Raw genomic sequence first — 25,900 nt, forward strand, 5'->3', positions numbered from 1 at the left:
CACGCAGTGTCTGCGAGTCGACTAGCGACGCAGGCCGAGGCGCTCGATGAGCGCACGGTAGCGGCTGATGTCGACGTCGGAGAGGTACCCGAGGAGACGGCGACGCTGACCGACCATGAGCAGCAGACCACGACGCGAGTGGTGGTCGTGCTTGTGCTCCTTGAGGTGCTCGTTCAGGTCGTTGATGCGACGCGTCAGAACGGCGACCTGGACCTCGGGGGATCCGGTGTCGCCCGGGTGGGTCGCGTACTCTTCGATGATCTCCTGCTTGACCTTCGCGTCAAGTGCCATGGATGATCCCCTTCCTGTCCGTTGCGCGGTGCTCATGCCTGATGCATGGGCGCTCTTTGTCCGCGGCCGTTCGACGGCAACCGGACGAGACTACCAGAGATCAGGCAGGGCGGGCGCGCAGCCGCTGCCGTCGCGGCACCGGCAGCAGGCTCCGGACGAGCCCGACGAGGGTGGCACCGAGCAGCCCGCCGAGACCGTTCGACAGCACGTCCCGCGGATCCGCGACCCGGTACGGCAGGAAGCGGGCCTGCGCGAGCTCGATCCCGACCGACAGGACGACCGCGACCACGGCGCCCAGCAGCCACCAGCGACGCGGCAGCCACAGCGCCGCGATCATCCCGACGGGGACGAACATCCCGATGTTCGCGAGGAACTCGACCCGGTCGTAGGTGAACCAGGCACCGTGCGGCAGCTGCTGCAGCCAACCGATCACGTGCAGCACGAGCTCGTCCTGCGCATGCGTGAAGACCCGCGGCGTGAGGGTCATCCGCCAGATCACCCAGGCGTAGCCGGCGGTGAGGGCGAGCAGCAGGAGCTTCCGGAACATCCGGTCAGTATCGCTGCCGGCTCCTGGCAGCCGGCCGCGCCCCACCTGGGCGGACGCCGGGCCACCCTGGCACGACGCTGTGGCCTGCTGCCAGCATGGACGCATGCCGGAGCAGGGGACGCGCGGCCGCACCAGGGGCAGCGGACGACGACAGTGGGCGGTGCTCGCCGTGGGAGCGGTCGTCGCCGTGGCCGTGGGCGGGCTCGTCCTCTCCACGGTGTCGGGGTCCGATGACGGTCCGGACGGCACCGGCACCCCCGGCGCGACGACGACGAGGAGCAACGGTGTCGAGCCGGGCCGGGCGATCGCGGAGCGCGAGTCGGCCGCGGCCGCGTTCCCGGGCGGCCTGGCCCACCAGCCGGACCAGGACGGACAGGCTGCGCGCCGAGCCGCCGCGGCCCGGGCGGACGGCGAGCGCGCGACCGCCGAGCAGATCGACGTCATCGCGGACCAGCCCGTCGCGACCTGGCTGACGAACCCCTCCGAGTCCGTCACCCGACAGGTCGTCCGGCGGGTGGTCCGGGGCGCCGAGCAGCAGCACCGTACGCCCGTCTTCGTCCTCTACGCGATCCCGGACCGCGACTGCGGCAGCTACTCCGCCGGCGGCACCGCCGAGGACGCCTACCTGCCGTGGGTGCGGTCGGCCGTCCGGGCGATGGCCGGCTCGCACGCGGTCGTGCTCGTCGAACCGGACTCGATCGCGCAGATCCACGTCTGCGAGCGCCTCGGTCGGGAGCGCCTGCGACTGCTGGACCGCGCCGTGGACGAGCTCGCCGGACACGGGTTGACGGTGTACCTCGACGGCGGCAACGAGGACCGGGTCCCCGTCACCGAGATGGCACGGTGGCTGCGGGCGGCCGGGGTCGACCGGACGCAGGGCTTCGCGACGAACGTCTCGAACTTCTACCGGGTGGACACGGAACGCGCGTACGCCGACCGGTTGGCGGACGCGATCGGTGGCGACCCGCACTTCGTGATCGACGTCTCGCGGAACGGGCAGGGCTGGCGCGGCACCTGGTGCAACCCCGAGGGTGCGGGACTCGGACAGGCACCGCACGTCACCGCGGGGTCGACCCGGCTCGACGCCCTGCTCTGGGTGAAGACGCCCGGGCTCAGCGACGGCACCTGCAACGGCGGACCGGCGGCCGGGCAGTGGTGGGAGTCGTACGCCCTGGCGCTGGTGGAGCACCGCCAGCGCGACTGACCCGCCGGGCCCCCGCAGCCCCAGCCTGCCAGCCACTCGGGACCGGGCAGCACCGTCGTCGGTCGTCGGTGGTTCCATGGCGCCATGACCGCCACCCGCCGCCACTCCGTCGTCCCGCCGTACCTGCTGCGCGCCGTCGCCGCCGCGTCGGAGCACCCCCGCGCGGCCTCGGCGGCACGGACCGCGCTCGCCGAGATGGACGTCGTCACCGCTCCGAAGCACGAGCACCGCGTCCGACCGCAGGGCATCAGCGGCTCGGTCGACCGCTCGCCGCAGCGCACCGTCACCGACGCGCGCGGCACGACCACCCTGCCCGGCACGGTCGTCCGGCGCGAGGGCGACCCCGACTCCGGTGACGCCGCGGTCGACGAGGCGTACGCCGGACTCGGCGCGACGCACGCGTTCTGGCTCGACGTGTTCGGCCGGGTGTCGATCGACGGCGCCGGGCTCCCCCTCGACGCCACGGTGCACTACGGGCAGGACTACGACAACGCCTACTGGGACGGGCGGCGCATGGTGTTCGGCGACGGGGACGACGAGGTGTTCCGGCGCTTCACGGTCGCGCTCGACGTCATCGGCCACGAGCTGGCCCACGGCGTGACCCAGTACACCGCCGACCTGACGTACCAGGGGCAGTCGGGCGCGCTGAACGAGTCGGTGAGCGACGTGTTCGGTTCGCTGGTCGCGCAGTACGCCGCCGGGCAGACCGCCGACCAGGCCACGTGGCTCATCGGCGAGGGGCTCTTCACCGACGCCGTGCACGGCGTGGCACTCCGGTCGATGCGGGCCCCGGGGACCGCGTACGACGACCCGGTGCTCGGGAAGGACCCGCAGCCGGCGACCATCGCCGACTACGTCGAGACCACCGAGGACTCCGGCGGCGTGCACCTGAACTCGGGCATCCCGAACCACGCGTTCTTCCTCGCCGCGACCACCGTCGGCGGGTACGCGTGGGAGGGCGCGGGAGCCGTCTGGTGGGACGCCCTGACGTCGCCCGAGACCACCGAGGACATCGACTTCGCCGGCTTCGCACGGGTCACGGTCGACGCCGCCGCGGCACGCTTCGGGCAGGGCTCGACGGAGCACGCCGCGGTCGAGGACGCCTGGCGGAGCGTCGGCGTGCTCACCGGTCCGTGACGGCGTAGAACCGGAGCATGCAGATCGTCGTCCGCCGCAGTGGTGGGTTCGCCGGCCTCTCGCGGGGCTGGCGGATCGACACCGACTCGTGCGACGACCCGGACGCCTGGGACGACCTGGTCGGCGCCCTCCCGCGCGAGGCCCCGGCGCGGCGGCGGCAGGCGGTGCCCGACGACTTCACGTGGACGGTGAGCGTCGCCCGCACCACCGTCACGATCCCCGGCAGCCAGCTCGACGGCGCGTGGGCGGCCCTCGTCGCGCGGGTGCGCGACGAGGGCGAGCCGATCAGTCGATGACGTCGACGACGACCAGCCGTCGCGTCGGTCGCGTCATCGCCACGTAGACCGCGGCCGCGGCGCGTGCCGCGTCGGCGCCGACCCGGTCGGGGTCGACCAACAGCACGCCGTCGAACTCGAGGCCCTTCGCGTCCGCCCCCGTCAAGACCGTCACCGACCCCGGTCGCGGCGAGCCGAGCCCCCGGACGTCGGCGTCGGTGCGGGCGAGCCGCTCGCGGACGGCGGTGAGCTCGGCCTCGGGCACGATGACGCCGATCGTGCCGGAGCCGATGCGCTCCCGCTCGGCGTCCACGTGCTCGGCGACCGTGTCGAGCAGCGCCGCCCGGGGCACGGACACGCGGTCGACCGGGTCGCCGTCGCGCACGGCCTCGGTGCGCGTGACCGCCAGTCCGGCGGCGTCGGCGAACGCACCCGCCGCCTGCACGATGGAGCGCGGCGTGCGGTAGTTGACCGTGAGCTCGGCGATCCGGTGGTCGAGCGGCACCACGGGCGCACGTCCGCGACGGCGGCGTGCGAGCGCACCGACGACGTCGTCCCACGTGCGTGCGGCGGCCGGCGAGGAACCCTGCGCCATGTCACCGACGATCGTGAACGACCGCAGCGGGTTCCGGCGGGCGAGGACCCGCCACTGCATCGGTGAGAGCTCCTGGGCCTCGTCGACGACGATGTGCCCGTAGGTCCACTCGCGGTCCTCGGCGGCGCGCTCGGCCGTCGTGCGGGGATCGCCGCCCTCGGCGAAGGACCCCGCGACCTGCTCGGCGGAGACGATGCCCTCGACGCCCATGTTCTCGATCGCCTGGCGGGCGTTCTCGATGTCGCGGTTGCGGCTGGCCTTGGCCGCGCGCTTCGCGGCACCGCCGGTCGGGTCGAACGGCCCGAGGAGCTCGGCGGCCTCGTCGAGGAGCGGGACGTCCTCGATCGTGAAGCCCGCGCCACGCGGTCGCTGGAGCAGTGCGCGGCGTGCGGGTGTCCAGTCCGGCGTGAGCGAGGCGAGCCAGTTCGGGCGCGCGTAGAGGTCCTCGAGGAACTTCTCCGGCGGCAGCGGCAGCCACGCGGTGTTGAGCAGGACACGGGCGTCGTACGAGCTGCGGATGTCCTCGCGCAGGACCTTCTCGTCGGCCTCGTCCACCGTCGTGCCGCGGGCGCGGAGCTGGTCGGCGAGCAGGCGGGTCATCGCGTCGAGGGCGATCTTGTTGAAGGTCACCCGAGCGACGTTGTGCGGCTTCCCGCGGTCCTGCGCCCGCTTGAGGGCGTCGGCGACGAGCTGCGGTGGCACCGTGAGCCGCTCCCCCTCGACGTCGAGCACGACCGACTCGGTCGGGACGACCTGGCGGGAGCGGACGGCACGGCGGAGCAGCGACGCCATCTGCGCCGAGCCCTTCACCGCGGCGACGTCCCCGTGGTCGTGCATCGTCGCGTGCACGCCCGGGTACAGCGACCCGAGCGAGGCCATCACCACGCCGGTCTCGCCGAGCGACGGCAGCACCTGCTCGATGTACGTCAGGAACGCCGGGGACGGCCCGACCATGAGCACGCCGGAGCCCCGGAGCCGGTCGCGGTGCGTGTACAGCAGGTACGCGGCGCGGTGCAGCGCCACGGCGGTCTTGCCCGTACCGGGGCCGCCCTGCACGATGAGGACGCCCTCGAGCGCGGAGCGGATGATGCGGTCCTGCTCGCCCTGGATCGTCGCGACGATGTCGGTCATCCGACCGGTGCGCTCGGCGGTGACCGCCGCGAGCAGCGCTCCCTCGCCCTGCAGGTGCGTGCGCTCGTCGTCGTACAGGGTCGCGTCGAAGACCTCGTCCTCGACGTTCACGACCGTGCGACCCTCGAGCGTCAGGTGGCGGCGGGCGCGCATGCCCATCGGGTGCGCTGCGGTCGCCTGGTAGAAGGCGCTCGCACCGGGGACGCGCCAGTCGAGCAGGAGCGGTCGGTGCTCGACGTCGCGGAGGCCGACGCGGCCGATGTACCGGAACGTGTCGTCGGGCGACTCCGGCTCGGACACCTCGAGCCGACCGAAGACCAGGCGGTCGCCGACGCGGTCGAGCGTGGCGATCGTGTCCTCGTACAGGCGTGCGTAGGCGTCACGCTCGCTGCGGCTCTGGTGGTTGCCGCCGACCGCCTGGCGGCGGGTCTCGGCGAGACGCTGCTCGGCCTCGGACGTCAGCTCGTCGAGACGGGTGAAGAGACCGTCGACGTAGCTACGTTCGCGGTCGGTCTCGGTCGGTTCGGACACACGCCACCCTTCGGGAAACAGGGGTGTCCAGTGTAGTCCCGCCGGGCGACCTCCGGGGGCGACGAGACGCACGGGCGACCGGGGGACGGACGGAAGGCGCGGTGTCGGCCGACACCCCTCCCTCGCAGGCTCGGTCGGCGCGCCCCGCGCGACGCTTCGCGTCGCCGCTCAGCGGGGCGCGCCCGTCCGTCCGTGGGGGCGGCAGTCCCTACATCTCCTCGTGCGTGTCCGGGTCGCCGTCCCAGAGACGCCCGCGCTCGAGCCCGGAGATCGCGCGGACCTCGTCGTCGGTCAGCGCGAAGCCGAAGACGTCGAGGTTCTCCCGCTGCCGGTCCGCGTCGCCGGACTTCGGCACCGGGACCGCGCCGAGCTGGACGTGCCAGCGCAGCACGACCTGGCCGGGCGTCACGCCGTGCGCGGCCGCCGCGTCGAGGACCGGCTGCTCGGTGAGCAGCTCGGACTGCTTCGCGAGCGGGCTCCAGCTCTCGGTGACGATGCCGTACTCGGCGTGCACCTTGCGGAGCTCGGCCTGCGGGAAGTACGGGTGCAGTTCCACCTGGTTCACCGCCGGGGCGACACCGGTGGCGTCGATGATCGCCTTCAGGTGCTCGGGCGTGAAGTTCGAGACGCCGATCGAGCGGACCTTGCCGCTGTCCCGGAGGTCGACGAAGGCCTTCCACGTGTCGACGAACTTCCCGACCGACGGGTTCGGCCAGTGGATGAGGTACAGGTCGACGCGGTCCAGCCCGAGGTTGCCGAGCGTCTCGTCGATCGAGCGGTGTGCCTCGTCGTAGCCGTGGTGCCGCCCGGGCAGCTTCGACGTGACGACGAGGTCCTCGCGGTCGACCTCCGACCCGCGCACGGCGCGGCCGACGGCGTCCTCGTTGCCGTAGTTCAGCGCGGTGTCGAGCAGCCGGTAGCCGCTCGTGATCGCCGCGCCGACCGCTGCGGTGCCCTCGTCGCCGTTCAGCCCGTAGGTGCCGAGGCCGAGCTCCGGGAAGCGGTGGCCGTCGTTCAGCTCGATGGTGGGCGCGCCGACCTGCATCAGCGGACCCCGAGCAGGTCGATGATGAAGATGAGGGTCTTGCCGGAGAGGAAGTGCCCGCCGCCGGCCGGGCCGTAGGCGAGCTCCGGCGGGACGGTGAGCTTGCGGCGCCCGCCGACCTTCATGCCGGGGATGCCCTCCTGCCAGCCACGGACGAGTGCTGCGAGCGGGAAGTCGATCGGCTCACCGCGGTTCCACGAGCTGTCGAACTCCTCGCCGGACTCGTACTCGACGCCGGCGTAGTGCACCTTCACGGTCGAGCCGGGCTGCGCGACGTCGCCGTCACCCTCGACGATGTCGGTGATCACGAGCTCGGTGGGGGCCGGGCCCTCGGGGGCGTCGAACTCGGGCTTGCTGTTGAGGTCAGTCATGGCGTCAGTCAACCAGCAGGGGTGTGGTGGCTTCCCCGGCGGCGCGGGTGTCTCGCTCCCCGCGAACGGGCGCGATCCGTCACGCTCAGCGGACGAACGCGACACACTCCGCCCGCTCGCGTCGCCGGAGTGCGCAGATTCCGCCCGCTCGCGTCGCCGGAGCCCGCAGATTCCGCCCGCTCGGGGCGGCGCAGGCCGCAGAATGGTTCCACCGTGACACGACCTGACACCACACCCCGCCGCCGCCTGCTCGCCGACCTCACCCCGCTCCGCCACTCCCCCGCGTTCGCGCGGCTCTGGGCCGGCACGGCGATCGCCGGCATCGGCACGCAGATGACCACCGTCGCGGTCGGCCTCGAGGTGTACGAGATCACCCGCTCGACCTTCGCGGTCGCGCTCGTCGGCGTGATCGCCCTCGTCCCGATGATCGTCGCCGGGCTCTACGGCGGGATGCTCGCGGACGCCTTCGACCGGCGGCTCGTGGCCCTCGTGTCCGCGATCATCGCCTGGGCCGCGGTCGCGCTCATCGCCACGCACGCCTGGCTCGGGCTGCACAGCGTGGCGCTCCTCTACGTGCTCGCGACCGTCAACGCCGTCGCCGCGACGGTGAGCAACGCTTCGCGTTCGGCGATCGTCCCCCGGCTCGTCGGGACGGACCTGCTCCCGGCGGCGAGCGCCCTCGGTGGCATCGCGTCCGGGTTCCAGGTGACGGTGGGCCCGGCGATCGCCGGTGTCCTCATCGCGAGCGTCGGCTTCGCACCGACCTACACGATCGACGTCGTGCTCTTCACGTTCGCCTTCCTCGGCGTCTTCACCCTCCCCCGGATGGCGGCGGAGCACGACGCCCTCCGCCCCGGGCTGCGCTCCCTGGTCGAGGGTGCGCGGTTCCTCAGGCGGTCCCGCAACATCACGATGACGTTCGTGCTCGACATCGTCGCGATGACGTTCGGCCAGCCGCGCGTGCTCTTCCCGGCGATCGGGGCACTGGTCATCGGCGGCGGGTCGATCACGGTCGGCACCCTGACCGCCGCCTACGCCGTCGGCGCGCTGCTGTCGAGCGTGTTCTCCGGCCCGCTCGGGCACGTGCGACGCCAGGGCGAGGCCGTCGGCTGGGCGATCACGGCGTACGGCGCGGCGATCGCGGCGTTCGGCGTCGTCATCGCGGTGGCGCACCTGCTCGGCGGTCGGTCCGGCGAGGCCTTCGGCGTCGAGATCCTGCCCGCACTCGGACTCGCGGCGCTGTTCCTCGCGGCGGCGGGCGGCGCGGACAACGTCAGCTCGGTGTTCCGGAACACGATCCTGCAGGCGGCCTCGCCCGACGGGATGCGCGGACGGCTGCAGGGCATCTTCATCGTGGTCGTGACCGGCGGCCCGCGCCTCGGCGACCTGTACGCCGGCCTCGTCGTCGCGGCCGGCATCGCGTACCCGCCGATCATCGGCGGCGTGCTCATCATCGGCCTCGTGGCACTGCTGCTCCGGCTGGTGCCCTCCTTCCGCCGGTACGACGCACTCGACCCGCACGCGAACTGACCGGCGGGTGCCGGCCCCGTCAGGTCCGAGACTCGGCCTGGCGGACGAGACTCGCGCGCGGGAACGGCGAATTTGTCCGCGGGGCCGAGTCTCGTGCAGCTGTCCGCGGACGGGAGGCGCGTGGCGGTGCCGCACCGCGCCTCCCGGCCGTCGTGGGGTCGGGTACGGTACATCGCATGCCCGACAGCGCCTCGCGCGACCTGCAGCGGACCGGCGTCCGCGCGGTCGTCCGGCGCACCTACCACTCGGTGATCCGCCACCGCGTCGTGGACGCCGCGGCCTCCCTGACGTTCTTCGCCCTGCTGACCGTGTTCCCCGCGGCGCTCGCCGTGGTGTCGGCCCTGTCCGTCGTGGACCGGCAGGGCGACAGCCTGACGGACATCATCCAGGTGCTGGGCTTCATCGTCCGCCCCGAGACCGCGCAGCACCTCGAGGGGCCGCTGCGCCAGCTGCTGACGCTCGACAACCCGTGGGTGGGCTTCTCGATCGGGCTCGTCCTGACGCTGTGGTCGCTCTCCGGGTACGCCACGGCGTTCGGACGCGCGATGAACACCGCTTACGAGGTCGAGGAGGGCCGGCGGATCTGGAAGTTCCGCAGCATGATGCTCCTCGTCACGTTGCTCGTGATGGTCGGCGGGGCGATCGCGATCGTCATCCTGCTCGGCACCCCGACGATCTCGGCGGCGATCGTCCGGCAGCTGGGGTGGGCACCGTGGATCGACGACCTGTGGAACGTGGCGAAGTGGCCCGTGCTCGCCGTCGTCCTCGTGGTGATGGTGGCGGTCCTCTACTACGCGACGCCGAACGTGAAGACCCCGCAGCTGCGGTGGGTGTCGGCCGGAGCGGCGTTCGCGATCGTGACCTGGGCGGTGGCGACCCTCGGCTTCTCGATCTACGTCGAGACGGTCGGCGGCAGCGGGAACCGGGCCTACGGGTGGCTCGGTGGCGCGATCCTGCTGCTCGTGTACCTGTACATCTCGAACTTCGTGCTCGTCGTCGGCGGGGAGCTCGACTCCGAGGTCATCCGGATGCGCCAGCTCCTCGCGGGCATCGAGGCTGACGAGTCGATCCGACTGCCACTCCGCGACGTCACGCGGAACTTCACGCTCGCACGCTGGCGCGACCAGGACATCGCTGCGGCGCACCGGGTCCGGCTCGCCGCGCAGCAGCGTGCCGAGGACGAGCACGAGGAGCCCTCGCCGACCGAGGAGCACCTGCGCGCGATGTCGCACCAGGTGCGGGTCGGCGAGCCCCCGCTGCCCTAGGCTCCAGCGCTCGCGCGGCGCTCCGCACGACGCAACGTCGGCGACGCCTCGCAGCGCTGTACCGCTGCGCAGTGCCGCCGAGGTTGCGTCCCGCGGGACGGGGTCAGCGCTCGCGCGCGACCCGCTCCGCCTCGGCGTCCAACATCTCCTCGGTGACGATCGGGATCGCCCCCGTCGCGAGCTCGATGCCCGACAAGCGCGCCGGCGACAGGACCCGCTGCACCTGGTCCTCGTCCATCAGCCCCGCCGCCGTGACGAGCGTCGCGATCGGCGTCGAGGTCGTCAACGCGGTGTGCGCGATCGACGCCGCGGCCGCGTAGCCGATGTAGGGCGTCAGCGCGGTGACGACGCCGACGTTGGTGTCCACCTGCGCGGCGAGCTTGGCCTCGTTCGCCTCGATGCCCGTGACGCAGTTCACCCGGAGCGTGGCGCACCCGCTCGCCATCCACTGCAGCGACTGCAGGATCGAGTGGGTGATGATCGGCTCGAAGGCGTTGAGCTGCAGCTGCCCGCCCTCGGCGGCCATCGTCACCGTGGTGTCGGCACCGGCGACGGCGAACGCGATCTGGTTGACGACCTCCGGGATCACCGGGTTGACCTTGCCCGGCATGATCGACGACCCGGCCTGGCGCGCGGGCAGCGTGATCTCGCCGAGCCCCGCCTGCGGCCCCGACGCGAGCAACCGCAGGTCGTTGCAGATCTTCGACAGCTTGGCCGCGCTGCGCTTCACCGTGCCGGACAGCGTCATGAAGGCACCGGCGTCACTCGTCGCCTCGATCAGGTCGGGTGCGGTGACGATGTCGAGCCCGCTCGCGACCTGCAGCTGCCGACGGACCTCGTCGCGGTACTGCGGGTCCGCGGTGATGCCCGTGCCGATGGCCGTCGCCCCGAGGTTCGTCTCCGCGAGCAGCGGCGAGACCGTGCGGAGGAGCAGGACGTCCTCCTGGATGGTGTGCGCGAACCCGGTGAACTCCTGCCCGAGGGTCATCGGCACGGCGTCCTGCAGCTGCGTGCGCCCGACCTTCAGGACGTCCTGGAACGCCCGGCCCCGCTCGGCGAACGCGTCGGAGAGCAGTTCGAGTTGCTCGGTGAGCCGCCGCACCCCCAGGATCATCGCCAGCTTGATGCTCGTCGGGTAGGTGTCGTTCGTCGACTGGCTGCGGTTCACGTGGTCGATCGGGTGCAGGTACGCGTAGTCGCCCTTCTCGCGCCCGAGGATCTCGAGGGCGCGGTTGGCGAGCACCTCGTTCGTGTTCATGTTCGTCGACGTCCCCGCGCCGCCCTGCACGACGTCGACGACGAACTGGTCGCGGAGGCTCCCGTCGCGGACCTCCTGCGCCGCCTGGTCGATGGCGTCGGCACGCTCGGCGTCGAGCACGCCGATGGCCTTGTTCGCCCGCGCGGCGGCCTGCTTCACGGTCGCGAGCGCCTCGATGAGGTCCGGGTACACGGCGATCGGCACCGACGTGATCGGGAAGTTCTCGAGCGCCCGGAGGGTGTTGATGCCCCAGTACGCGTCGGCGGGGACCTCGAGGGATCCCAGCGAGTCGGTCTCGGTCCTGGTGCGCGCTGCTTCGTTGCCGGTCACCCTGTCGAGGCTAGCCCGTCCGGCCGGTCGGGTCCGGCAGGCGGGCGCGCGTGGTGACCGACGACGGACGGGAGGCCCGTGGCGGCGTCGACACGGGCCTCCCGTCCGTCAGGTGGACGTGACCGTCAGTGGAACTGCGGGACGATCAGGTAGATGCCGTAGAGCACGGCCAGGCCGGAGACGGCGAAGCACGCGACGGCGAGCGCGCGGAACGCGCGGACGCCGGGCTGGACGGTGCCGGGCTGGGGGAAGCCGGCCGTGGCGGGGCCGACGGTGCCGTCGTCCTTCACGGTGTACTTGCCGGCGCGCGTGTCGGCGGCGCTCCAGAGGCGCAGGCCGATCGAGTAGACGAGGACCACGAAGCACGCGGAGACGACCGCGACGATCGCCACGGTGAGGAATGCAAACCAGTCGATGCCCATCAGCGGCGCCCTCCGTTCCGTCCGGCCATGCGGCGCAGGGTGCGCTCACGGCTGAGCTCGGCGCGCCGCTCGGCGACCTGGGCGGCACGCTTCTTGCGCTGCATGTCGCGGAGCTCCTTGCGGGTGAAGACCGCGTTGGCGGCCACGTCCACCTCGATCGCGGCGGCCTGGTCGTGCGGCTTCCGCAGCGACCAGAGGTAGAGCCCGAGGATGACGGCTGCGCCGACGACCGCGTCGATGACGAGTCCCCCGACACCGAGCCGGGCGATGCCGGACGCGATCGCGCCGACGGCTGCGGCGGCCGGCAGCGTGATGAACCATGCGACGACGATCTTGCCCGCCGTCGACCACTGGATCTTCGAGCCACGACGGCCGAGCCCGGCGCCGATGATCGAGCCCGACGACACCTGCGTGGTCGAGAGCGCGAAGCCGAGGTGGCTCGACGCGAGGATGGTGGCTGCGGTGGACGCCTCGGCGGCGAAGCCCTGGGTGGCGCGGATCTCGGTCAGACCCGACCCGAGGGTGCGGATGATGCGCCAACCACCGGTGTACGTGCCGAGTGCGATCGCGAGCGCACACGCGACGACGACCCAGAACTGCACGCCCTGGTTCGCCGACTGCGCGCCCGAGGCGATCAGCGTCAGCGTGATCACGCCCATCGTCTTCTGCGCGTCGTTCGTGCCGTGCGCGAGGGAGACCATCGAGCTCGTGAACACCTGGCCGATGCGGAAGCCGCCGCGCTCGTTCGGGAAGACCGGACGACGGGTCACGCGGTAGGCGATGCGCGTGGCGAGGAGCGAGACCAGCGCGGCGATCACCGGCGACAGGAACGCGGGGATGATCACGACGGTCAGCAGCGCGGCGTAGTTCACGGAGTCGAAGCCGGCTCCGACGATCGCGGCACCGATGAGCCCGCCGAACAGCGCGTGCGAGGACGACGACGGCAGACCGCGCAGCCACGTGATCATGTTCCAGACGACCGCGCCGATCAGGCCCGCGAAGATCATCTCCGGGGTGATCGCGACGCCACCGGGGCCCTCGTTGATCAGGCCGTGCGAGATCGACGTCGCGACGGCGGTGCTGAGGAACGCACCGACGAGGTTGAGCACCGCGGCGACCGTGACGGCCACCTTGGGCTTCATGGCACCGGTGGCGATCGGTGTCGCCATCGCGTTGGCGGTGTCGTGAAAACCGTTTGTGAAGTCGAAGAAGAGGGCCAACGCGATGACCAGGACGACTATGAGTGTGATGTCCACCGCGGGCAAGTGTCGCAGCCGATCGGCTCCGGGGCAAACCCTGTCGTCCGCCGCCGCGCCACCCGACCTGCGGATCGTTCAGCCTGCGAATCATGTCGATGGGAGAATGGACCCCATGGACACCGCGGAACTCCTCATCCTGTTGATCGGTTCACTCGCGGTGACCGGCTTCGCGCGGGCCAAGGGGCTGCCCGCGCCGCTGCTCGTCACGGCCGTGGCGCTCGCGGTGTCGTTCCTGCCGGGCCTGCCGGAGATCGAGATCGACTCCGAGGTGATCCTCACCGTCGTCCTGCCGCCGCTGCTCTACTCCGCCGCCCTCGACGTGTCGTGGCAGAGCTTCCGGCAGTCCATCAAGCAGATCCGCCGTCTCGGCATCTTCCTCGTGATCGTCACCGCGCTCGCGGTCGCCCTCGCCGCCTACATCATCATCCCGGACATGGACTGGCCCGCGGCGATCCTGCTCGGCGCCGTCGTCGCCCCGCCGGACGCGGTGTCCGCCGCGGCGATCGGCCGGAAGCTCGGACTCCCCCGCCGGGTGATGACGGTCCTGTCCGGCGAGAGCCTCATCAACGACGCCGCGTCCCTCACCCTCGTGCGGGTCTTCACGCTCATCGCGGCGGGGACGTCGCTGACGATCTGGCAGGACCTCGGCATCTTCGGGCTCGCGATCGGTGTCGGCCTGGCGGTGGGCATCGTCCTCGGCGTCGCCGTCCACTGGATCCGGATGCGCATCAACGACCCGGTCGTCGAGACGATCATGAGCATCCTGCTGCCCTTCGTCGCGTACGTCCTCGCCGAGCACCTCTCCGGCTCCGGGGTCATCGCCGTGGTCACCGCGGGGCTGTACATCGGCTACAACTCGCCGAAGGAGGGCTACGCGACCCGGCTGCAGGAGCGCCCGCTGTGGACGAGTGCGGACGTGATCCTCGAGGGGTTCGTCTTCGCCCTCATCGGCCTGCAGCTCAAGACCGTCGTCCAGGACCTCGTCGAGAGCGACCGCAGCCTGACGCAGACCCTCACCGCGGCGGCCGTCGTCCTGGTCGTCGTGATCCTCGTGCGACCGCTCTTCGTGTTCGAGTCGTACGCGCGCAACCGCTTCAACGGCCGGTGGCTGCGGCCGTTGCGCGTCCGACTGTCCCGCGGTCACCCGTCCCTGCGCTGGCTGCGCGGCTCCGCCGAACCGAAGCTGAACTGGCGGGAGCTCACCGTCATCTCGTGGACCGGCATGCGCGGTGTGGTGACCCTCGCCGCGGCGGTCTCCGTCGTCGGCAACTCGGTCGACGTCAAGGCGCAGGACACCATCTTCGTGATCGCCTTCGTGGTCACCGTCGGCACGCTCCTGCTCCAGGGGCTGACCCTGCCGTTCGTGATCCGGGCGCTGAAGGTGCAGGACCCGGCCGAGGGCGAGGCGGACGTCCGGAGCGAGATGCGCCTCAACCAGCGCACCACCGAGGCCGCGATCGCCCTGCTCGAACGGAGGCGACCGGCATGGGCCGAGCAGTACGGCGCCGAGGCATCGGACAGCGTCGTGAACCGGCTGAAGGCCCGCCTCGAACGACAGGCCGAGACGTTCCGCCGCGACGCCGAGGAAGAGGAGGTCGAGGACCGGAACGCTCCGCTGCGACTCCGCGGCGCCCAGATCCAGGACATCCGCCGCGAACTGCTCGACCGTCGCCGCGAGATCGTGCTCGAGGAACGCGAGAAGGGCAACCTCGACGAGGAGGTCATGCGCCGCGTGCTCGTGACGCTCGACGCCGAGGAACTCGCGATGGACTCGGCCCAGGCCTCCCGCAGCCGGTCCTGACCCGGCGCTGCCGGTCCTGGGCCGCCGCAGCCGGTCCTGCCCCGACAGCTCACGGGGCGCGGTGAGCACGCCCGGCGTACCGTGATGCTCCGACCAGCAGAAGGAGCAGAGCGCCGAGTGAGCGAGCCGCGGAACGACGTCCCCAGGAAGAGCGACCTCCCCGATCGTGACGGAGCGCCGCGGTCGTCCGCGCCGAAGCCCCGGCAGACCCGGCCCTCGACGCGGGGCGGTTCGCGGCCACGTCGCGGTGCTCCCGTCGCCGGCAGCCGGAGCGCCGGCAGCCGTGCGGGGCGCGTGCGCCAGGCACCGGTGCCCGAGCCGCAGCGGATCAGCCGGTACCGCCGCTGGTACGGCACGCTCCACCCCTCGCTGCAGCTCATCGGGCTGCAGCTCTGGATGCCGCTGTTCTTCATCGTCGGCTTCTGCCTCTGCTACGTCTTCGCCTTCCACGCTCCCCACCCGCACGACGTCCCCGTCGCCCTGGTCGGCAGCGATCCGACCCTCGTCGCCGCCGTCGGCAAAGCCCTGCCCGGTGAGTACGTGTTCCACACGTACGAGTCGCTGGCCCGCGCGAAGCAGGACGTCCTGGCCGGCACGATGGCCGTCGCGTACGACCCTTCGGCGAACGAGGTGTTCAAGGCGAGCGCCCACCAGTTCCAGGTCGCCTCGCTCGTCCCCGCGACGCTGACCAGCGTGCTCACCGGGATCGGAGTCGCCGCCCCGACCGTCACCGAGCTCGCACCGCTGCCCGCGTACGACGAGTACGGCACCGTCGCGATGTACGTCATGCTCGCCTGGTGCATCGGCGGCTACATGGTCGCGATGTTCATCGGCATCATGGGCGGTCCGCTGCGGCACCGCACCCGCATGACCGTGATCGTCGTCGGCGGCCTCGTGATCTCCCTGATCACGAACACGCTCGCCGGCCCGGTCGTCGGCGCGATCCACGGGCATTGGATCGGACTCGTGCTCATCGCCTGGGGCTGGATCGTCGCGATCGGTCTCGCCGTCAACGGCCTGAGCTACTTCGTCGGCCGGTTCATCGCCGCGCCCGCGATGATCTGCTTCGTCTTCCTGTCGATGCCGTCCTCCGGCGGCGCGTACCCGAAGTGGTTCATGCCGGAGCCCTTCGCGTGGCTCAACCACGTCGTGGTCGGCTCGAGCATGGTCGACATGATCAAGCACGAGATCTACGGCGTCGGCCCCGGCTTCGGTCGCGGGCTGGTCACGATGGGCTGTTACGCCGCCGCCGGGCTCGTGCTGATGTTCTTCGGCAAGCAGTGGTGGGAGCGCCGTCGCATCGCGGCGATCGTGAACAACCGCACGACGATGTTCCAGGACGCGCAGACCGCGAACCGCGAGTTCCTCGGGAAGCAGCGGGACGCCGAGCTCGAGCGCCACGGACTGACCTCGACCGAGACCGGCACGCTGAGCGTCCTGCGCGACGACGACTGGGAGGACGAGCGTGTCACCGGCGACGTCTTCACCGGCGGTCGCGACGGGCTCGAGCAGGAGACCACCCCGACCGGACGCATCCCCGTGGTGCGGCAGGCGGACCGGTCCGGCCCGGCGCGACCGGGAGGCGCTGCCACCGGCCCCCGCACCCGTCCCGTCCCCCGCGTGGACGCGTCCGGTCGCCGCCCGGCCCCGGCAGGATCGCGCACGACGCGGACCGGCGCGCCCGACGAGCGCCAGCACGGGCGGCACGCCGAGCGCTGACGCGCGCACGCTCGGCCGCTCCCCGGAGCGCGCGTATCCTGTTCCGCATGCACCCGCGCACCGCCTGGCACCGCGTCCTCGTCACCGCCGTCGTGGCGTTCCTCGTGCTCGCGGCAGCGCTCTACGCCGCAAGCGTGTTCCTCGCCCCCGCCGACGGCCGGAACACCGCCGGGCTGTTCGTCGGCTGGGCGATGTTCGCGGTCCTCGGGGCGATCGCGGCGGGCATCGTCGACTTCTTCGTCCGCCCGCTCGGTGGTCGCAGCGGGGACGCCGACGTCCTCGCCGCCGCGGAGGAGGCGCGCACCGGCAGTACCCGCGTCCAGCAGGGTCGTGCGGGCGCCCGCTAGACGCCTTCGCCGCTGAAGCCCGAGACGGTCGCGTTGTCCTCCGCGAAGGTGAAGCGCGCCGTGACGCTCCCGCCGGCCAGCACGCCCGGCAACCAGTAGCGCGCGTCGTCCCACATCGCGTCGTAGGGCACCGCGTCGACGGGGACCCACCGCGGCTCCAGCTCGTCGCTGCCCGACGGGGTCCCCTGCCAGCGGCGGCAGACGAAGACGTCCGAGCGCTGCGACCAGGACGGACGGAACGGGAACCGGTAGTCCAACGTGCCACGCGCCTCCAGGTCGTCCGACTCGAGCCGCAGACCGACCTCCTCCGCCACCTCGCGCACCGCTGCCGCCACCGGCGGCTCCCCCGGCTCGCGCTTGCCGCCCGGACCGACTAGGCCCCCGGCCCCGAGCCCCCGACGCTTCTCGCCGAGCAGCACCTCGGGGCCGTCGGGACCGTCACGGAGCAGGTAGACGACCACGACCGGGGCGTGCTGGGACTTCGTCTCGTCGCGTTCGGTCACGGTCCCCAGTCTGGCGGACGTGTCCGGTGGACGCTCCGCGCTGGCGTACGATCGCTGGCATGGCAGGCGTGCTGCGGGGGCACCATGGCTGAGCCCCGCAGGACCGGGCGCAGCCTCGAAGTGCTGCGCGCCGAGGCCGCCGAGGAGATCTCGATGATCGTCGAGCACCGCAGCCGTGCAGGCGAGGACCCGTGGGAGTTCATGCCGACGCTCCCGACCGTCGACGAGCAGGTCGTGCTCATCCTCCGCGCCGATGCCGTCGAGCTCGACGCCGCGATCGGGCAGCGCAGCGTGCACTGGGCGGGCCACCCGGCCTCCGGGCAGGGCACCGAGCTCGGCGAGGAGTACCACCGGCTCCGCCGGATCGCCCTGCAGCACCCCGAGCTGACGCCGGCGGTGTGGAAGCTCATGGGCGCGCTCCCCGGGCGCGACTGACGACCACCGACCCGGTGCTGCGGTTGGATGGTGGCATGACCGACACCGTCCTCGCCGTCCTCAACCAGCCCTCGCGCGACGCCGCCCCGCACGACGCCGAGGCCGACGCGTACACGTGGGCGAAGCCGCTCGAGGAGCACCTGCAGGTGCAGGACCTCGGGGCGATCCGCGGCGACGGGGTGTTCGAGACCATCACGGTGGTCGACGGGCGGCCGCAGGCGCTCGAACCGCACCTCGCCCGCTTCGTGCGGTCCGCGGCGATGCTCGACCTGCCCACGCCGGACGTCGACGCGTGGCGCCAGGCGATCGAGGCGGTGTGCGCCCGGCTCGACCCGGTGCACGAGGCCTTCGCGAAGACCGTCATGACCCGCGGCGTCGAGGGCTCGGGTCGACCGACCGGCTGGGTCTACGCGGCACCGTCCGGCGACCAGACGCCCGCGCGGACGGCGGGCATCGCCGTCGTGACGCTCGACCGCGGCTACCGGCACGACGTCGAGCGGACCTCGCCGTGGTTGCTGCAGGGCGCGAAGACGCTGTCGTACGCGGTGAACATGGCGGCGCTCCGCGAGGCCGAGCGCCGCGGAGCGGACGACGCGCTCTTCGTCTCGACGGACGGGTACGTGCTCGAGGGCACCCGCGCGAACCTGGTGATGTCCGTCGACGGCAGGTTCGTGACGCCGCGGACCGACATCGGCATCCTGGCGGGGACGACGCAGGCCGACGTCTTCCGGTTCGCCGAGGGCGAGGGCATCGCGACCTCGTACGAGCTCGTCACGCTGGCCGACCTGGAGGCCGCCGACGCCCTGTGGCTGCTGTCGAGCGTCCGCCAGGCGGCACCGATCCGGTCCGTGAACGGCGTCGCGCGGGAGATGGACCTGCCGATGACCGAGCGCATCAACGACTTCCTGCTGTCCCGCGACGCCTGACGCTCGGCGCCCCCTCCGCGGAACGCAACGTCGGCGGTTGCGCGCAGCGGTACGGCGTTGCGAGCAACCGCCGAGGTTGCGTCTTGCGGACGGGAGGACCGTGGCGGGGCCGCCACGAGCCTCCAGACCGTCATCCGGTCACCAGCGCGGCGTGGTGACGCCCGTCCCGTCGGCCCACTCGTACACGGACGCGCCCTCGATCCAGACGCGCGTCGCGCGGCTGGTCGCGGCCAGCGGGTCGCCGTCCCACAGGACGAGGTCGGCGTCGAAGCCCGGTGCGATGCGGCCGACACGGTCCCCGAAGCCGAGGAAGGCCGCGGGGTTGGTGGTGAGGGCCTCGAGCGCGGTCTGCCAGGGCAGGCCCTCCTTGACGGCCGCCGTGGCCTGGTCGACCAGCATCGCGATCGGCACGACCGGGGCGTCGGTGGTGATGGCCACGCGGACACCGGCGGCGGCGAGCGCCACGACGTTCGGGATGCCGCGGTCGCGGAGTTCGACCTTCGAGCGGCTCGTGAACAGCGGGCCGTAGATCACCGGGACGTCGCGCTCGGCGAGCAGGTCGGCGATCTTGTGCGCCTCGGTGCCGTGGTTGACGACGAGCCGGTACCCGAACTCGTCGGCCAGGCGGAGCGCGGTCGCGAGGTCGTCGTGCCGGTGGACGTGCTGGTCCCACGCGAGCTCGCCGTCGAGCACCCGGACGAGCGTCTCGTTCGTCAGGTCGCGGGTGAACGGCTCCCCCTTCGCGGCGGCGGCCGCACGGGCGGCGCGGTAGTCCTGCGCGGCGACGAACGCCTCGCGGACGACCTTCGCCACGCCGAGGCGCGTCGACGGCGTCCTCCCCTTGTCGCCGTACACGCGCTTCGGGTTCTCGCCGAGGGCGCTCTTGACGCTGACGGCGTCGGAGATGAGCTGCTCGTCGATCGTGCGACCACCCCAGGTCTTGATCGCGACGGTCTGCCCGCCGATCGGGTTGCCGGAGCCGGGCTTCACGACGATGCTCGTGATGCCGCCGGACAGTGCGTCGCGGAACCCCTCGTCGTCGATGTCCACGGCGTCGATCGCCCGCACCGCAGCCTGGTTCGGGTCGGTCATCTCGTTGGTGTCGTTGCCGGCCCAGCCGTTCGCCTCCTCGTGGATGCCGACGTGGCCGTGCGACTCGACGAACCCGGGGACGAGCCAGGCGCCGGCGGCGTCGACGACGGGGAGGCCGGGCGGCGGAGCCACGTCGGGGCCGACGGCGGTGATGCGGCCGTCCTCCACGACGACGGCACCCCCGTCGAAGGGCGGAGCGGTGACGGGGACGACGTGGGCCCCGGTGACGACGAACGAGTTGCGCATGCCACCACGGTACGGCGGAGCACCGTCGTCCCCGCGACATACCGATCCCTGGCGTCCGCGGTCGCGTCCGTCCTACCGTCTCGACACCGACGATCGACGCAGGAGGCTCCGTGTCCCGACCCCGACCACCCTGGCCCGCCCACGACACCGTCGTCCGGCCGTGGCGCAGCGCCACCCGCGGCGACCGGACCGTCCGGCAGACGGCGACCGTCACCGCTTCGGTCCCACCGTGCATCGCCGACGCGCACTGGGAGCCCGACGGAGCGACCGCTGCACTGCTCGACCGGAGCCTGACGGCGCTCCGGGCGCTCGACGAGGACGGCGGAGCCGGTCCCCTGCACCGGCTGCTCACCCGGACCGAGGCGGTCGCGACCTCGCGCATCGAGCACGAGGACGCCACGGCCGAGGACGTCGCCCGGGCGCTGGTGGGCGTGCGCGCGAACACGAGCGCCTCGGTGATGGTGCAGGCCGGGGACGCCCTCGAGCGCCTGGTGCGGGCAGCCGGAGCCGGACACCTCGACGAGACCGCGCTCCTCGACGCCCACCGTGGTCTGCTGCGCGGCGACCCCGTGGACGGCCCGCACGCGGGTCGCTACCGCACCGTGCAGAACTGGATCGGGGGCGGGCGCACACCACGGGACGCCGACCACGTCCCACCGCCGCCCGAGTTCGTCCCGTCGCTCATGGCCGACCTGTTCGCGTTCCTCGCGCGCGACGACCTGCACCCCGTGGCCCAGGCGGCGATCGCACACGCGCAGTTCGAGTCGATCCACCCGTTCACCGACGGCAACGGACGGACCGGTCGCGCGCTCGTCGCGGCGGTCCTGCGGCACCGGGGTGCGACGCGGACCGCGAGTCCACCCGTCTCGTCCGTCCTGGTCGCCGAGCGCACCCGGTACTTCCAGCACCTGACGCAGTACCGCGAGGGACACGTCGACGCGTGGGTGCGCGACGTCGCGATCGCCGTGGGCGCGGGATCGGACGAGGCGCTCGTGACGGGGCTGCTGCTCGACGAGGTCGCCGCGGACCGTGCGGCGACGACCTGCGCCGCCGGCCCGCACGCGGTGCTCGGGCGGGCGCTCGACCAGGACGCCGTCCTGACGGAGGACCACGCGGAGGAGCTCCTCCGCCGCGCGATCGCGCGGGGCGACGTCTCGGGGACGGCCGAGACGCTGCTCGAGACCACGGTCACCGACCTGTGCCGCGCCGGGGTCCTCCGACCGGTGACCGCCCGTCGCCGTCGCCGTGCGTGGATCGCGCCCGCGGTGGCGGCCGAACTCGACGCCTTCGCCGAGCGCGTTCGAGCAGGTGTCGAGGCCCGGGCGCATAGGGTGGCGTGGTGAGCAGTGAGCACGCCCAGGCCACCCCGCCGACCGCCGCGAAGCGGCCCGTCACGCGGACCCACCACGGCATCGAGTTCGTCGACGACTACGAGTGGATGCGGGACAAGGAGTCACCGGAGACCCTCGCCCACCTCGAGGCCGAGAACGCCTGGACCGAGGCACAGACCGAGCACCTGACCGGCCTCCGCGACCGCATCTTCGCCGAGGTCAAGAACCGCGTGCAGGAGACGGACCTCTCCGTCCCGGTGCGCATGGGCGACTGGTGGTACTTCACGCGGACGGCCGAGGGCAGCCAGTACGGCGTGCACTGCCGCGCACCGATCACCGGCCCGGACGACTGGACGCCGCCCGCGGTCGACGAGGGTGCGACGGCCCTGCCCGGGGAGCAGGTCGTCCTCGACGGCAACGCCCTGGCCGAGGGGCACGACTTCTTCTCGCTCGGCAGCTACGACATCAGCGACGACGGGACCCGTCTCCTCTACGGCGTCGACGTCGAGGGCGACGAGCGCTACACGCTGCACGTGCGCGACCTCACGACGGGCACCGACCTCGGCGACGAGATCCCGGACACCGGCTCCGGCGCGACCTTCGACCCGTCCGGGCGCTACGTGTTCTACCCGACCGTCGACGAGTCCTGGCGTCCGGACCGCATCTGGCGGCACACCGTCGGCAGCGCCACCGGCGACGACGTCGTCGTGTTCGAGGAGTCCGACGACCGCTACTGGGTCGGCGTCGGCGTGACCCGCTCGTCGCAGTACATCGTCATCGAGCTCGGCTCCAAGATCACGTCCGAGGCACTGGTGCTCGACGCCGCCGACCCGACCGGCGAGTTCCGGGTCGTGTGGCCGCGGCGCGAGGGGGTCGAGTACGAGATCGAGCACGCCATCGTCGGCGGGAGCGACCGCTTCCTGGTGCTGCACAACGACGGCGCCGAGAACTTCGAGCTCGTCGACGTCCCCGCCGACGACCCCACCTCGGAGCACGACCGCCGCGTCGTCGTCGCGCACCACACCGAGCGCCGCATCGAGTCCGTCGACGCCTTCGCCGGGCACCTGGCGCTCGAGTACCGGGCCGAGGCGCTCCCCCGCGTCGCCGTCATCCCGATCGAGGGCGACGGCTACGGCGACGCGCACGAGGTCCCCTTCGACGAGGCGCTCTTCTCGGCAGGGCTCGGCGGCAACCCCGAGTGGGAGCAGCCGACCCTGCGCATCGGGTACACGTCGTTCGTCACCCCGTCCGAGGTCAGCGACCTCGACCTGGCGACCGGCGAGGTCACGGTGCTCAAGCGACAGCCGGTCCTCGGCGGCTACGACCCGGCCGACTACGTGCAGGAGCGTGACTGGGCGACGGCCCCGGACGGCACGCAGGTGCCGATCTCGCTCGTCTGGCGCCGCGACGCGGTGGACGCCGACGGCCCGGCACCGCTGCACCTCTACGGGTACGGCTCCTACGAGCACTCCATCGACCCGGGCTTCAGCGTCATGCGCCTGTCCCTGCTCGACCGCGGCGTCGTCTTCGCGGTCGCCCACGTGCGGGGCGGCGGCGAGATGGGGCGGCACTGGTACGAGGACGGCAAGACGCTGACGAAGAAGAACACGTTCACCGACTTCGTCGCGGTCGCCGAGCACCTGATCGAGAGCGGTCGGACGAGCGCCGACCGTCTCGTCGCCGAGGGCGGCAGCGCCGGTGGCCTGCTCATGGGCGCCGTCGCGAACCTGGCGCCGGAGCGCTTCGCCGGCATCCTGGCCGCCGTCCCGTTCGTCGACGCGCTCACGAGCATCCTCGACCCGGACCTGCCGCTCACGGTGATCGAATGGGACGAGTGGGGCGACCCGCTGCACGATGCCGAGGTCTACCGGTACATGAGCGAGTACTCGCCGTACGAGAACGTGCGCGACGACGTGCAGTACCCACGGATCCTCGCCGTGACGTCGATCAACGACACCCGTGTGCTCTACGTCGAACCGGCGAAGTGGACCGCGAAGCTGCGCGAGGTCGGGGCGCCGGTCCTGCTGAAGACCGAGATGGCCGCGGGGCACGGCGGCGTGAGCGGCCGGTACGACTCGTGGCGCGAGCGCGCGTTCGAGCTCGCCTGGTTGCTCGAGGTGCTCGGCCTGGCTGACGTGAACCCCGCGGCGGCCTCAGCGGAGCCGATCGCCGCCGGCTGAGCGCCGCCGCTGCCGATCGTCCCGCGGGAGCAACAGGACTCCACCGGAGTTCGGTGGAGTCCTGTCGCTCCCACGGAATGCTGCGCGACGCAGCGCGCCGAGCCGCGTCAGACGCGGTTGAGTGCCTGCACGGCCTGGTCGTACGAGTCCTCGGCGAGCCGCACGCGGTCCCCCGCGAGCACGCCGTACCCGAACGTCCCCTCACCACCACGCTCGGCGATGCCGGAGTGCACCCGGAGCACGTCGAGGGCGTGCAGGGAGCGCACCCGCTCGGTCAGCACGTCCGCGGCGTCCCCGATGCGCTTCCACAGCGCGTGCGGGAAGGCGTCGTCCCCGAGCACGTCCATCGCCGCCCGGGCGCGGGTCGCAGCGCGCCAGGCGGTCTCGGTCGCCGCACGGTCGGCGGCTTCACGGTCGACAGGGCCGACGCTCTCGTCGTCGTCCCCGACCGCGTTCCGGACCAGGTCACGGACGCGTGGCTTCTCGACCGCCGAGACGTCCTGAGCGACGTGCTTCGGCGACCGGAGCGCCCACGCCGTCGGCGCCGGACGCTCGACGGCGTCGTCGAGGGCGTCGAGGAGTTCGAGGTAGCGCTCGGAGTGCAGGAAGGCCGTGACCTCGCCGACCGCGACGGCACGGCGCTCGCGGGTGGCGGCGAGCACCCGCTCCCGGGTCATCGCGTCGACGAGCAGGTCCTGTGCCGGCGTCGATGCGTGGGGCAGACGCTCCACGAGGTAGTCGGCCAGCGCAGCGCGCGCCGTCACGGCGGCGAGGGCGTCCGCGGCCTCGGCTGCTCGGTCGGTCGCCGGGGTCGCCGGGAACGCAGGACGGTACGAGCCGAGCACGGCGGCGATGTCGAGGGAGGTCCTCGCCGTCTCGCGGAGGTCCGTCTCCGCCCCGGCGCGCAGCTGTCCTTCGAGGGCGAGCAGGGTCGATCGCAGCTTGCGCAGGCGCTTCGTCAGTGCCCGCGCCGCGGTGTGCTTCTCCGGCTTCTCCGCCGTGCGGAGCCGGGCGGCGGGCGCGCCCTCCAAGCCGCGGGCGAGCTTCGAGGTGACCGCCGCGGGGTGCGCGTCGATGTCGGCGAAGCGACCGTCGAGTGCGGCGAAGAGCTCGTGCGCCACCTGTTCGTCGACGCCCTCGGCCACCTCGACCTCGACCTCGCGCCAGGTGCGCGGGGTCGCGGGCGCGTGGTCGTCGAGGCGCTGGGCGACCACGCGGTCGTCGGCGAGTTCGGCGACCTGGTCGTCGTCCTCGTCGAGCAACCGCACGACCGCCCGCGTGGTGGTGATGCGGACGACGGGGCGCAGGCCGCGGCCCCGGCGCTCGGCGAACAGCGCGGCCAGGACCTCGTCGGGCACGGTGTCGGGATCGTCCGTCAGGGCGAAGTGCTGCTCGTGCCGGACGGTGTCCGACGCGGCGCGCTTGATGTGCCATCCCGCGTCCGGGCCACCCGTCCGTCGGCGGACGGTCACCCGCGAGGCGACGAGGTCGTACCGCTCGGTGTCCCAGTAGGTGGCGTCGAGGCCGAACGGCTCCTGGCGCTCCGTCCGGGCGATGCTGCCGACGCCGATGAGGTCCGGCAGGTCGTCGCCCTCGGGCATGTCGTACGTACGCTCGATCTCGAGGTGGGTGTCCGTCACGCGGTCCTGTCTACCAGGGGTCACCGGGGTTCCCCGAACCGGCGGGGTTAGCCTGGGCACATGAGCGAGACAGTCACCCGCGACGCGTTCGTGCCCGAGGCCGGCGGCGTCACGATGTTCACGACGAGCTGGTGCGGCTACTGCGCCCGGCTGAAGAACCAGATGTCGAAGGCGGGCGTGCCGTTCCGCGAGGTCGACATCGAGCAGACCCCCGGCACCGCGGAGCTCGTCGCCGAGGTCAACGGCGGCAACCAGACCGTGCCGACGCTGGTCTTCCCGGACGGCAGCACCGCGACGAACCCGTCCCTGGCCGAGGTGCAGTCGCGCGTCTGACGCGAGGCGCCGACGGCGCGCTGCACAACGAGAAGCGGGGGCTCTAACCCACGAGCCAGGTGCGAACGCGCAGCGCGAAAAAAAAAACAACAACCCCCCACCCCCAAAACGAAAGCACGACGTCCGCGCGGCCAGGAAAGATGCTGGTGGGGGGGG

The 25,900-nt window shown here is 72.4% G+C and carries 24 protein-coding genes; 13 read left to right on the top strand and 11 right to left on the bottom strand.

Annotated elements, in window-relative coordinates; genetic code table 11:
- Nucleotides 1–21: 21 nt before the first annotated feature.
- Both rpsO and ACH0A8_RS14775 read right to left on the bottom strand, forming a co-directional pair.
- Nucleotides 22–291, bottom strand: coding sequence for a 30S ribosomal protein S15 (rpsO, locus tag ACH0A8_RS14770; protein WP_058742593.1), 270 nt, complete (start codon nt 289–291; stop codon nt 22–24).
- Nucleotides 292–391: 100 nt separating this feature from the next.
- Nucleotides 392–838: a VanZ family protein gene (locus tag ACH0A8_RS14775; RefSeq protein WP_066653249.1), complete on the bottom strand. Its 447-nt coding sequence runs from the start codon at nt 836–838 to the stop codon at nt 392–394.
- A gap of 103 nt (nt 839–941) precedes the next feature.
- Between ACH0A8_RS14775 and ACH0A8_RS14780 the strand changes: the two genes are divergently transcribed.
- From ACH0A8_RS14780 to ACH0A8_RS14790, 3 genes are all read left to right on the top strand, one after another.
- Nucleotides 942–2,042 carry a glycoside hydrolase family 6 protein gene (locus tag ACH0A8_RS14780; protein ID WP_311205874.1) on the top strand — a complete coding sequence of 367 codons (1,101 nt, stop codon included), beginning with the start codon at nt 942–944 and terminating at the stop codon, nt 2,040–2,042.
- A gap of 84 nt (nt 2,043–2,126) precedes the next feature.
- A complete protein-coding gene (locus ACH0A8_RS14785; RefSeq protein ID WP_406907450.1) occupies nt 2,127–3,179 on the top strand; it encodes a M4 family metallopeptidase in 1,053 nt (350 codons plus the stop codon).
- A gap of 17 nt (nt 3,180–3,196) precedes the next feature.
- The gene (locus tag ACH0A8_RS14790; RefSeq protein WP_066653244.1) at nt 3,197–3,475 is read left to right on the top strand and encodes a protealysin inhibitor emfourin; all 279 of its coding nucleotides are present in this window, start codon (nt 3,197–3,199) and stop codon (nt 3,473–3,475) included.
- Here the strand turns inward: ACH0A8_RS14790 and ACH0A8_RS14795 are convergent.
- The 3 genes from ACH0A8_RS14795 to ACH0A8_RS14805 form a co-directional block, all read right to left on the bottom strand.
- Nucleotides 3,465–5,711, bottom strand: coding sequence for a HelD family protein (locus ACH0A8_RS14795; protein ID WP_406907451.1), 2,247 nt, complete (start codon nt 5,709–5,711; stop codon nt 3,465–3,467). The two genes, ACH0A8_RS14790 and ACH0A8_RS14795, sit on opposite strands and share 11 nt — an antisense overlap.
- A 208-nt stretch (nt 5,712–5,919) precedes the next feature.
- The gene (locus ACH0A8_RS14800) at nt 5,920–6,756 is read right to left on the bottom strand and encodes an aldo/keto reductase (protein WP_406907452.1); all 837 of its coding nucleotides are present in this window, start codon (nt 6,754–6,756) and stop codon (nt 5,920–5,922) included.
- Nucleotides 6,756–7,127 carry an FKBP-type peptidyl-prolyl cis-trans isomerase gene (locus ACH0A8_RS14805; RefSeq protein ID WP_058728797.1) on the bottom strand — a complete coding sequence of 124 codons (372 nt, stop codon included), beginning with the start codon at nt 7,125–7,127 and terminating at the stop codon, nt 6,756–6,758. The genes ACH0A8_RS14800 and ACH0A8_RS14805 overlap by 1 nt, the downstream gene beginning before the upstream one ends.
- A gap of 213 nt (nt 7,128–7,340) precedes the next feature.
- On the opposite strand from ACH0A8_RS14805, the gene ACH0A8_RS14810 reads away from it, so the two are divergent.
- Nucleotides 7,341–8,657, top strand: a complete 1,317-nt coding sequence (locus ACH0A8_RS14810) for an MFS transporter (RefSeq protein WP_406907453.1) — start codon at nt 7,341–7,343, stop codon at nt 8,655–8,657.
- A 176-nt stretch (nt 8,658–8,833) separates the two neighbouring features.
- Entirely contained in the window at nt 8,834–9,922 is a 1,089-nt protein-coding gene (locus tag ACH0A8_RS14815) for a YihY/virulence factor BrkB family protein (protein ID WP_066653237.1), read from the top strand.
- Between the two features lie 103 nt (nt 9,923–10,025).
- Here ACH0A8_RS14815 and ACH0A8_RS14820 read toward each other — a convergent pair whose 3' ends face one another.
- From ACH0A8_RS14820 to ACH0A8_RS14830, 3 genes are all read right to left on the bottom strand, one after another.
- On the bottom strand, nt 10,026–11,510 hold the full coding sequence (locus tag ACH0A8_RS14820) for an aspartate ammonia-lyase (RefSeq protein ID WP_251160871.1): 1,485 nt from the start codon (nt 11,508–11,510) through the stop codon (nt 10,026–10,028).
- A gap of 125 nt (nt 11,511–11,635) precedes the next feature.
- Nucleotides 11,636–11,932 (bottom strand): hypothetical protein, encoded by a 297-nt coding sequence (locus tag ACH0A8_RS14825; protein ID WP_066653232.1) that lies wholly within the window; start codon nt 11,930–11,932, stop codon nt 11,636–11,638.
- A complete protein-coding gene (locus ACH0A8_RS14830) occupies nt 11,932–13,188 on the bottom strand; it encodes an inorganic phosphate transporter (protein ID WP_081984745.1) in 1,257 nt (418 codons plus the stop codon). Before ACH0A8_RS14830 ends, ACH0A8_RS14825 begins: the two co-directional genes overlap by 1 nt.
- Nucleotides 13,189–13,303: 115 nt before the next feature.
- On the opposite strand from ACH0A8_RS14830, the gene ACH0A8_RS14835 reads away from it, so the two are divergent.
- From ACH0A8_RS14835 to ACH0A8_RS14845, 3 genes are all read left to right on the top strand, one after another.
- Nucleotides 13,304–14,992, top strand: coding sequence for a sodium:proton antiporter (locus ACH0A8_RS14835; RefSeq protein WP_209686086.1), 1,689 nt, complete (start codon nt 13,304–13,306; stop codon nt 14,990–14,992).
- Nucleotides 14,993–15,286: 294 nt separating this feature from the next.
- Entirely contained in the window at nt 15,287–16,711 is a 1,425-nt protein-coding gene (locus ACH0A8_RS14840) for an ABC transporter permease (RefSeq protein WP_406907454.1), read from the top strand.
- Between the two features lie 47 nt (nt 16,712–16,758).
- The gene (locus tag ACH0A8_RS14845) at nt 16,759–17,058 is read left to right on the top strand and encodes a hypothetical protein (RefSeq protein WP_066653223.1); all 300 of its coding nucleotides are present in this window, start codon (nt 16,759–16,761) and stop codon (nt 17,056–17,058) included.
- On the opposite strand, the gene ACH0A8_RS14850 is transcribed toward ACH0A8_RS14845, so the two are convergent.
- Nucleotides 17,055–17,561: an 8-oxo-dGTP diphosphatase gene (locus tag ACH0A8_RS14850; RefSeq protein WP_406907455.1), complete on the bottom strand. Its 507-nt coding sequence runs from the start codon at nt 17,559–17,561 to the stop codon at nt 17,055–17,057. The genes ACH0A8_RS14845 and ACH0A8_RS14850 overlap by 4 nt on opposite strands.
- A gap of 84 nt (nt 17,562–17,645) precedes the next feature.
- Here ACH0A8_RS14850 and ACH0A8_RS14855 point away from each other — a divergent pair, with 84 nt between their 5' ends.
- Together ACH0A8_RS14855 and ACH0A8_RS14860 are read left to right on the top strand one after the other, a co-directional pair.
- On the top strand, nt 17,646–17,996 hold the full coding sequence (locus tag ACH0A8_RS14855; RefSeq protein ID WP_066653218.1) for a tryptophan synthase subunit alpha: 351 nt from the start codon (nt 17,646–17,648) through the stop codon (nt 17,994–17,996).
- 35 nt (nt 17,997–18,031) lie between these two features.
- The gene (locus tag ACH0A8_RS14860; RefSeq protein ID WP_251160875.1) at nt 18,032–18,922 is read left to right on the top strand and encodes an aminodeoxychorismate lyase; all 891 of its coding nucleotides are present in this window, start codon (nt 18,032–18,034) and stop codon (nt 18,920–18,922) included.
- A 138-nt stretch (nt 18,923–19,060) separates the two neighbouring features.
- Here ACH0A8_RS14860 and ACH0A8_RS14865 read toward each other — a convergent pair whose 3' ends face one another.
- On the bottom strand, nt 19,061–20,260 hold the full coding sequence (locus ACH0A8_RS14865) for an amidohydrolase (RefSeq protein WP_251160876.1): 1,200 nt from the start codon (nt 20,258–20,260) through the stop codon (nt 19,061–19,063).
- A 110-nt stretch (nt 20,261–20,370) separates the two neighbouring features.
- Here ACH0A8_RS14865 and ACH0A8_RS14870 point away from each other — a divergent pair, with 110 nt between their 5' ends.
- Nucleotides 20,371–21,603, top strand: a complete 1,233-nt coding sequence (locus tag ACH0A8_RS14870; protein WP_066653211.1) for a Fic family protein — start codon at nt 20,371–20,373, stop codon at nt 21,601–21,603.
- Nucleotides 21,600–23,771 (top strand): S9 family peptidase, encoded by a 2,172-nt coding sequence (locus tag ACH0A8_RS14875; RefSeq protein WP_066657945.1) that lies wholly within the window; start codon nt 21,600–21,602, stop codon nt 23,769–23,771. Before ACH0A8_RS14870 ends, ACH0A8_RS14875 begins: the two co-directional genes overlap by 4 nt.
- A gap of 107 nt (nt 23,772–23,878) precedes the next feature.
- On the opposite strand, the gene ACH0A8_RS14880 is transcribed toward ACH0A8_RS14875, so the two are convergent.
- Complete coding sequence (locus ACH0A8_RS14880) at nt 23,879–25,411, bottom strand: CYTH domain-containing protein (RefSeq protein WP_066653209.1); 1,533 nt, start codon at nt 25,409–25,411, stop codon at nt 23,879–23,881.
- A gap of 60 nt (nt 25,412–25,471) precedes the next feature.
- On the opposite strand from ACH0A8_RS14880, the gene ACH0A8_RS14885 reads away from it, so the two are divergent.
- A complete protein-coding gene (locus ACH0A8_RS14885; protein ID WP_066653207.1) occupies nt 25,472–25,744 on the top strand; it encodes a mycoredoxin in 273 nt (90 codons plus the stop codon).
- Nucleotides 25,745–25,900 lie beyond the last annotated feature (156 nt).

The sequence above is a fragment of the Curtobacterium sp. 179-B 9B NHS genome, from assembly GCF_045370965.1.
GTDB lineage: Bacteria > Actinomycetota > Actinomycetes > Actinomycetales > Microbacteriaceae > Curtobacterium.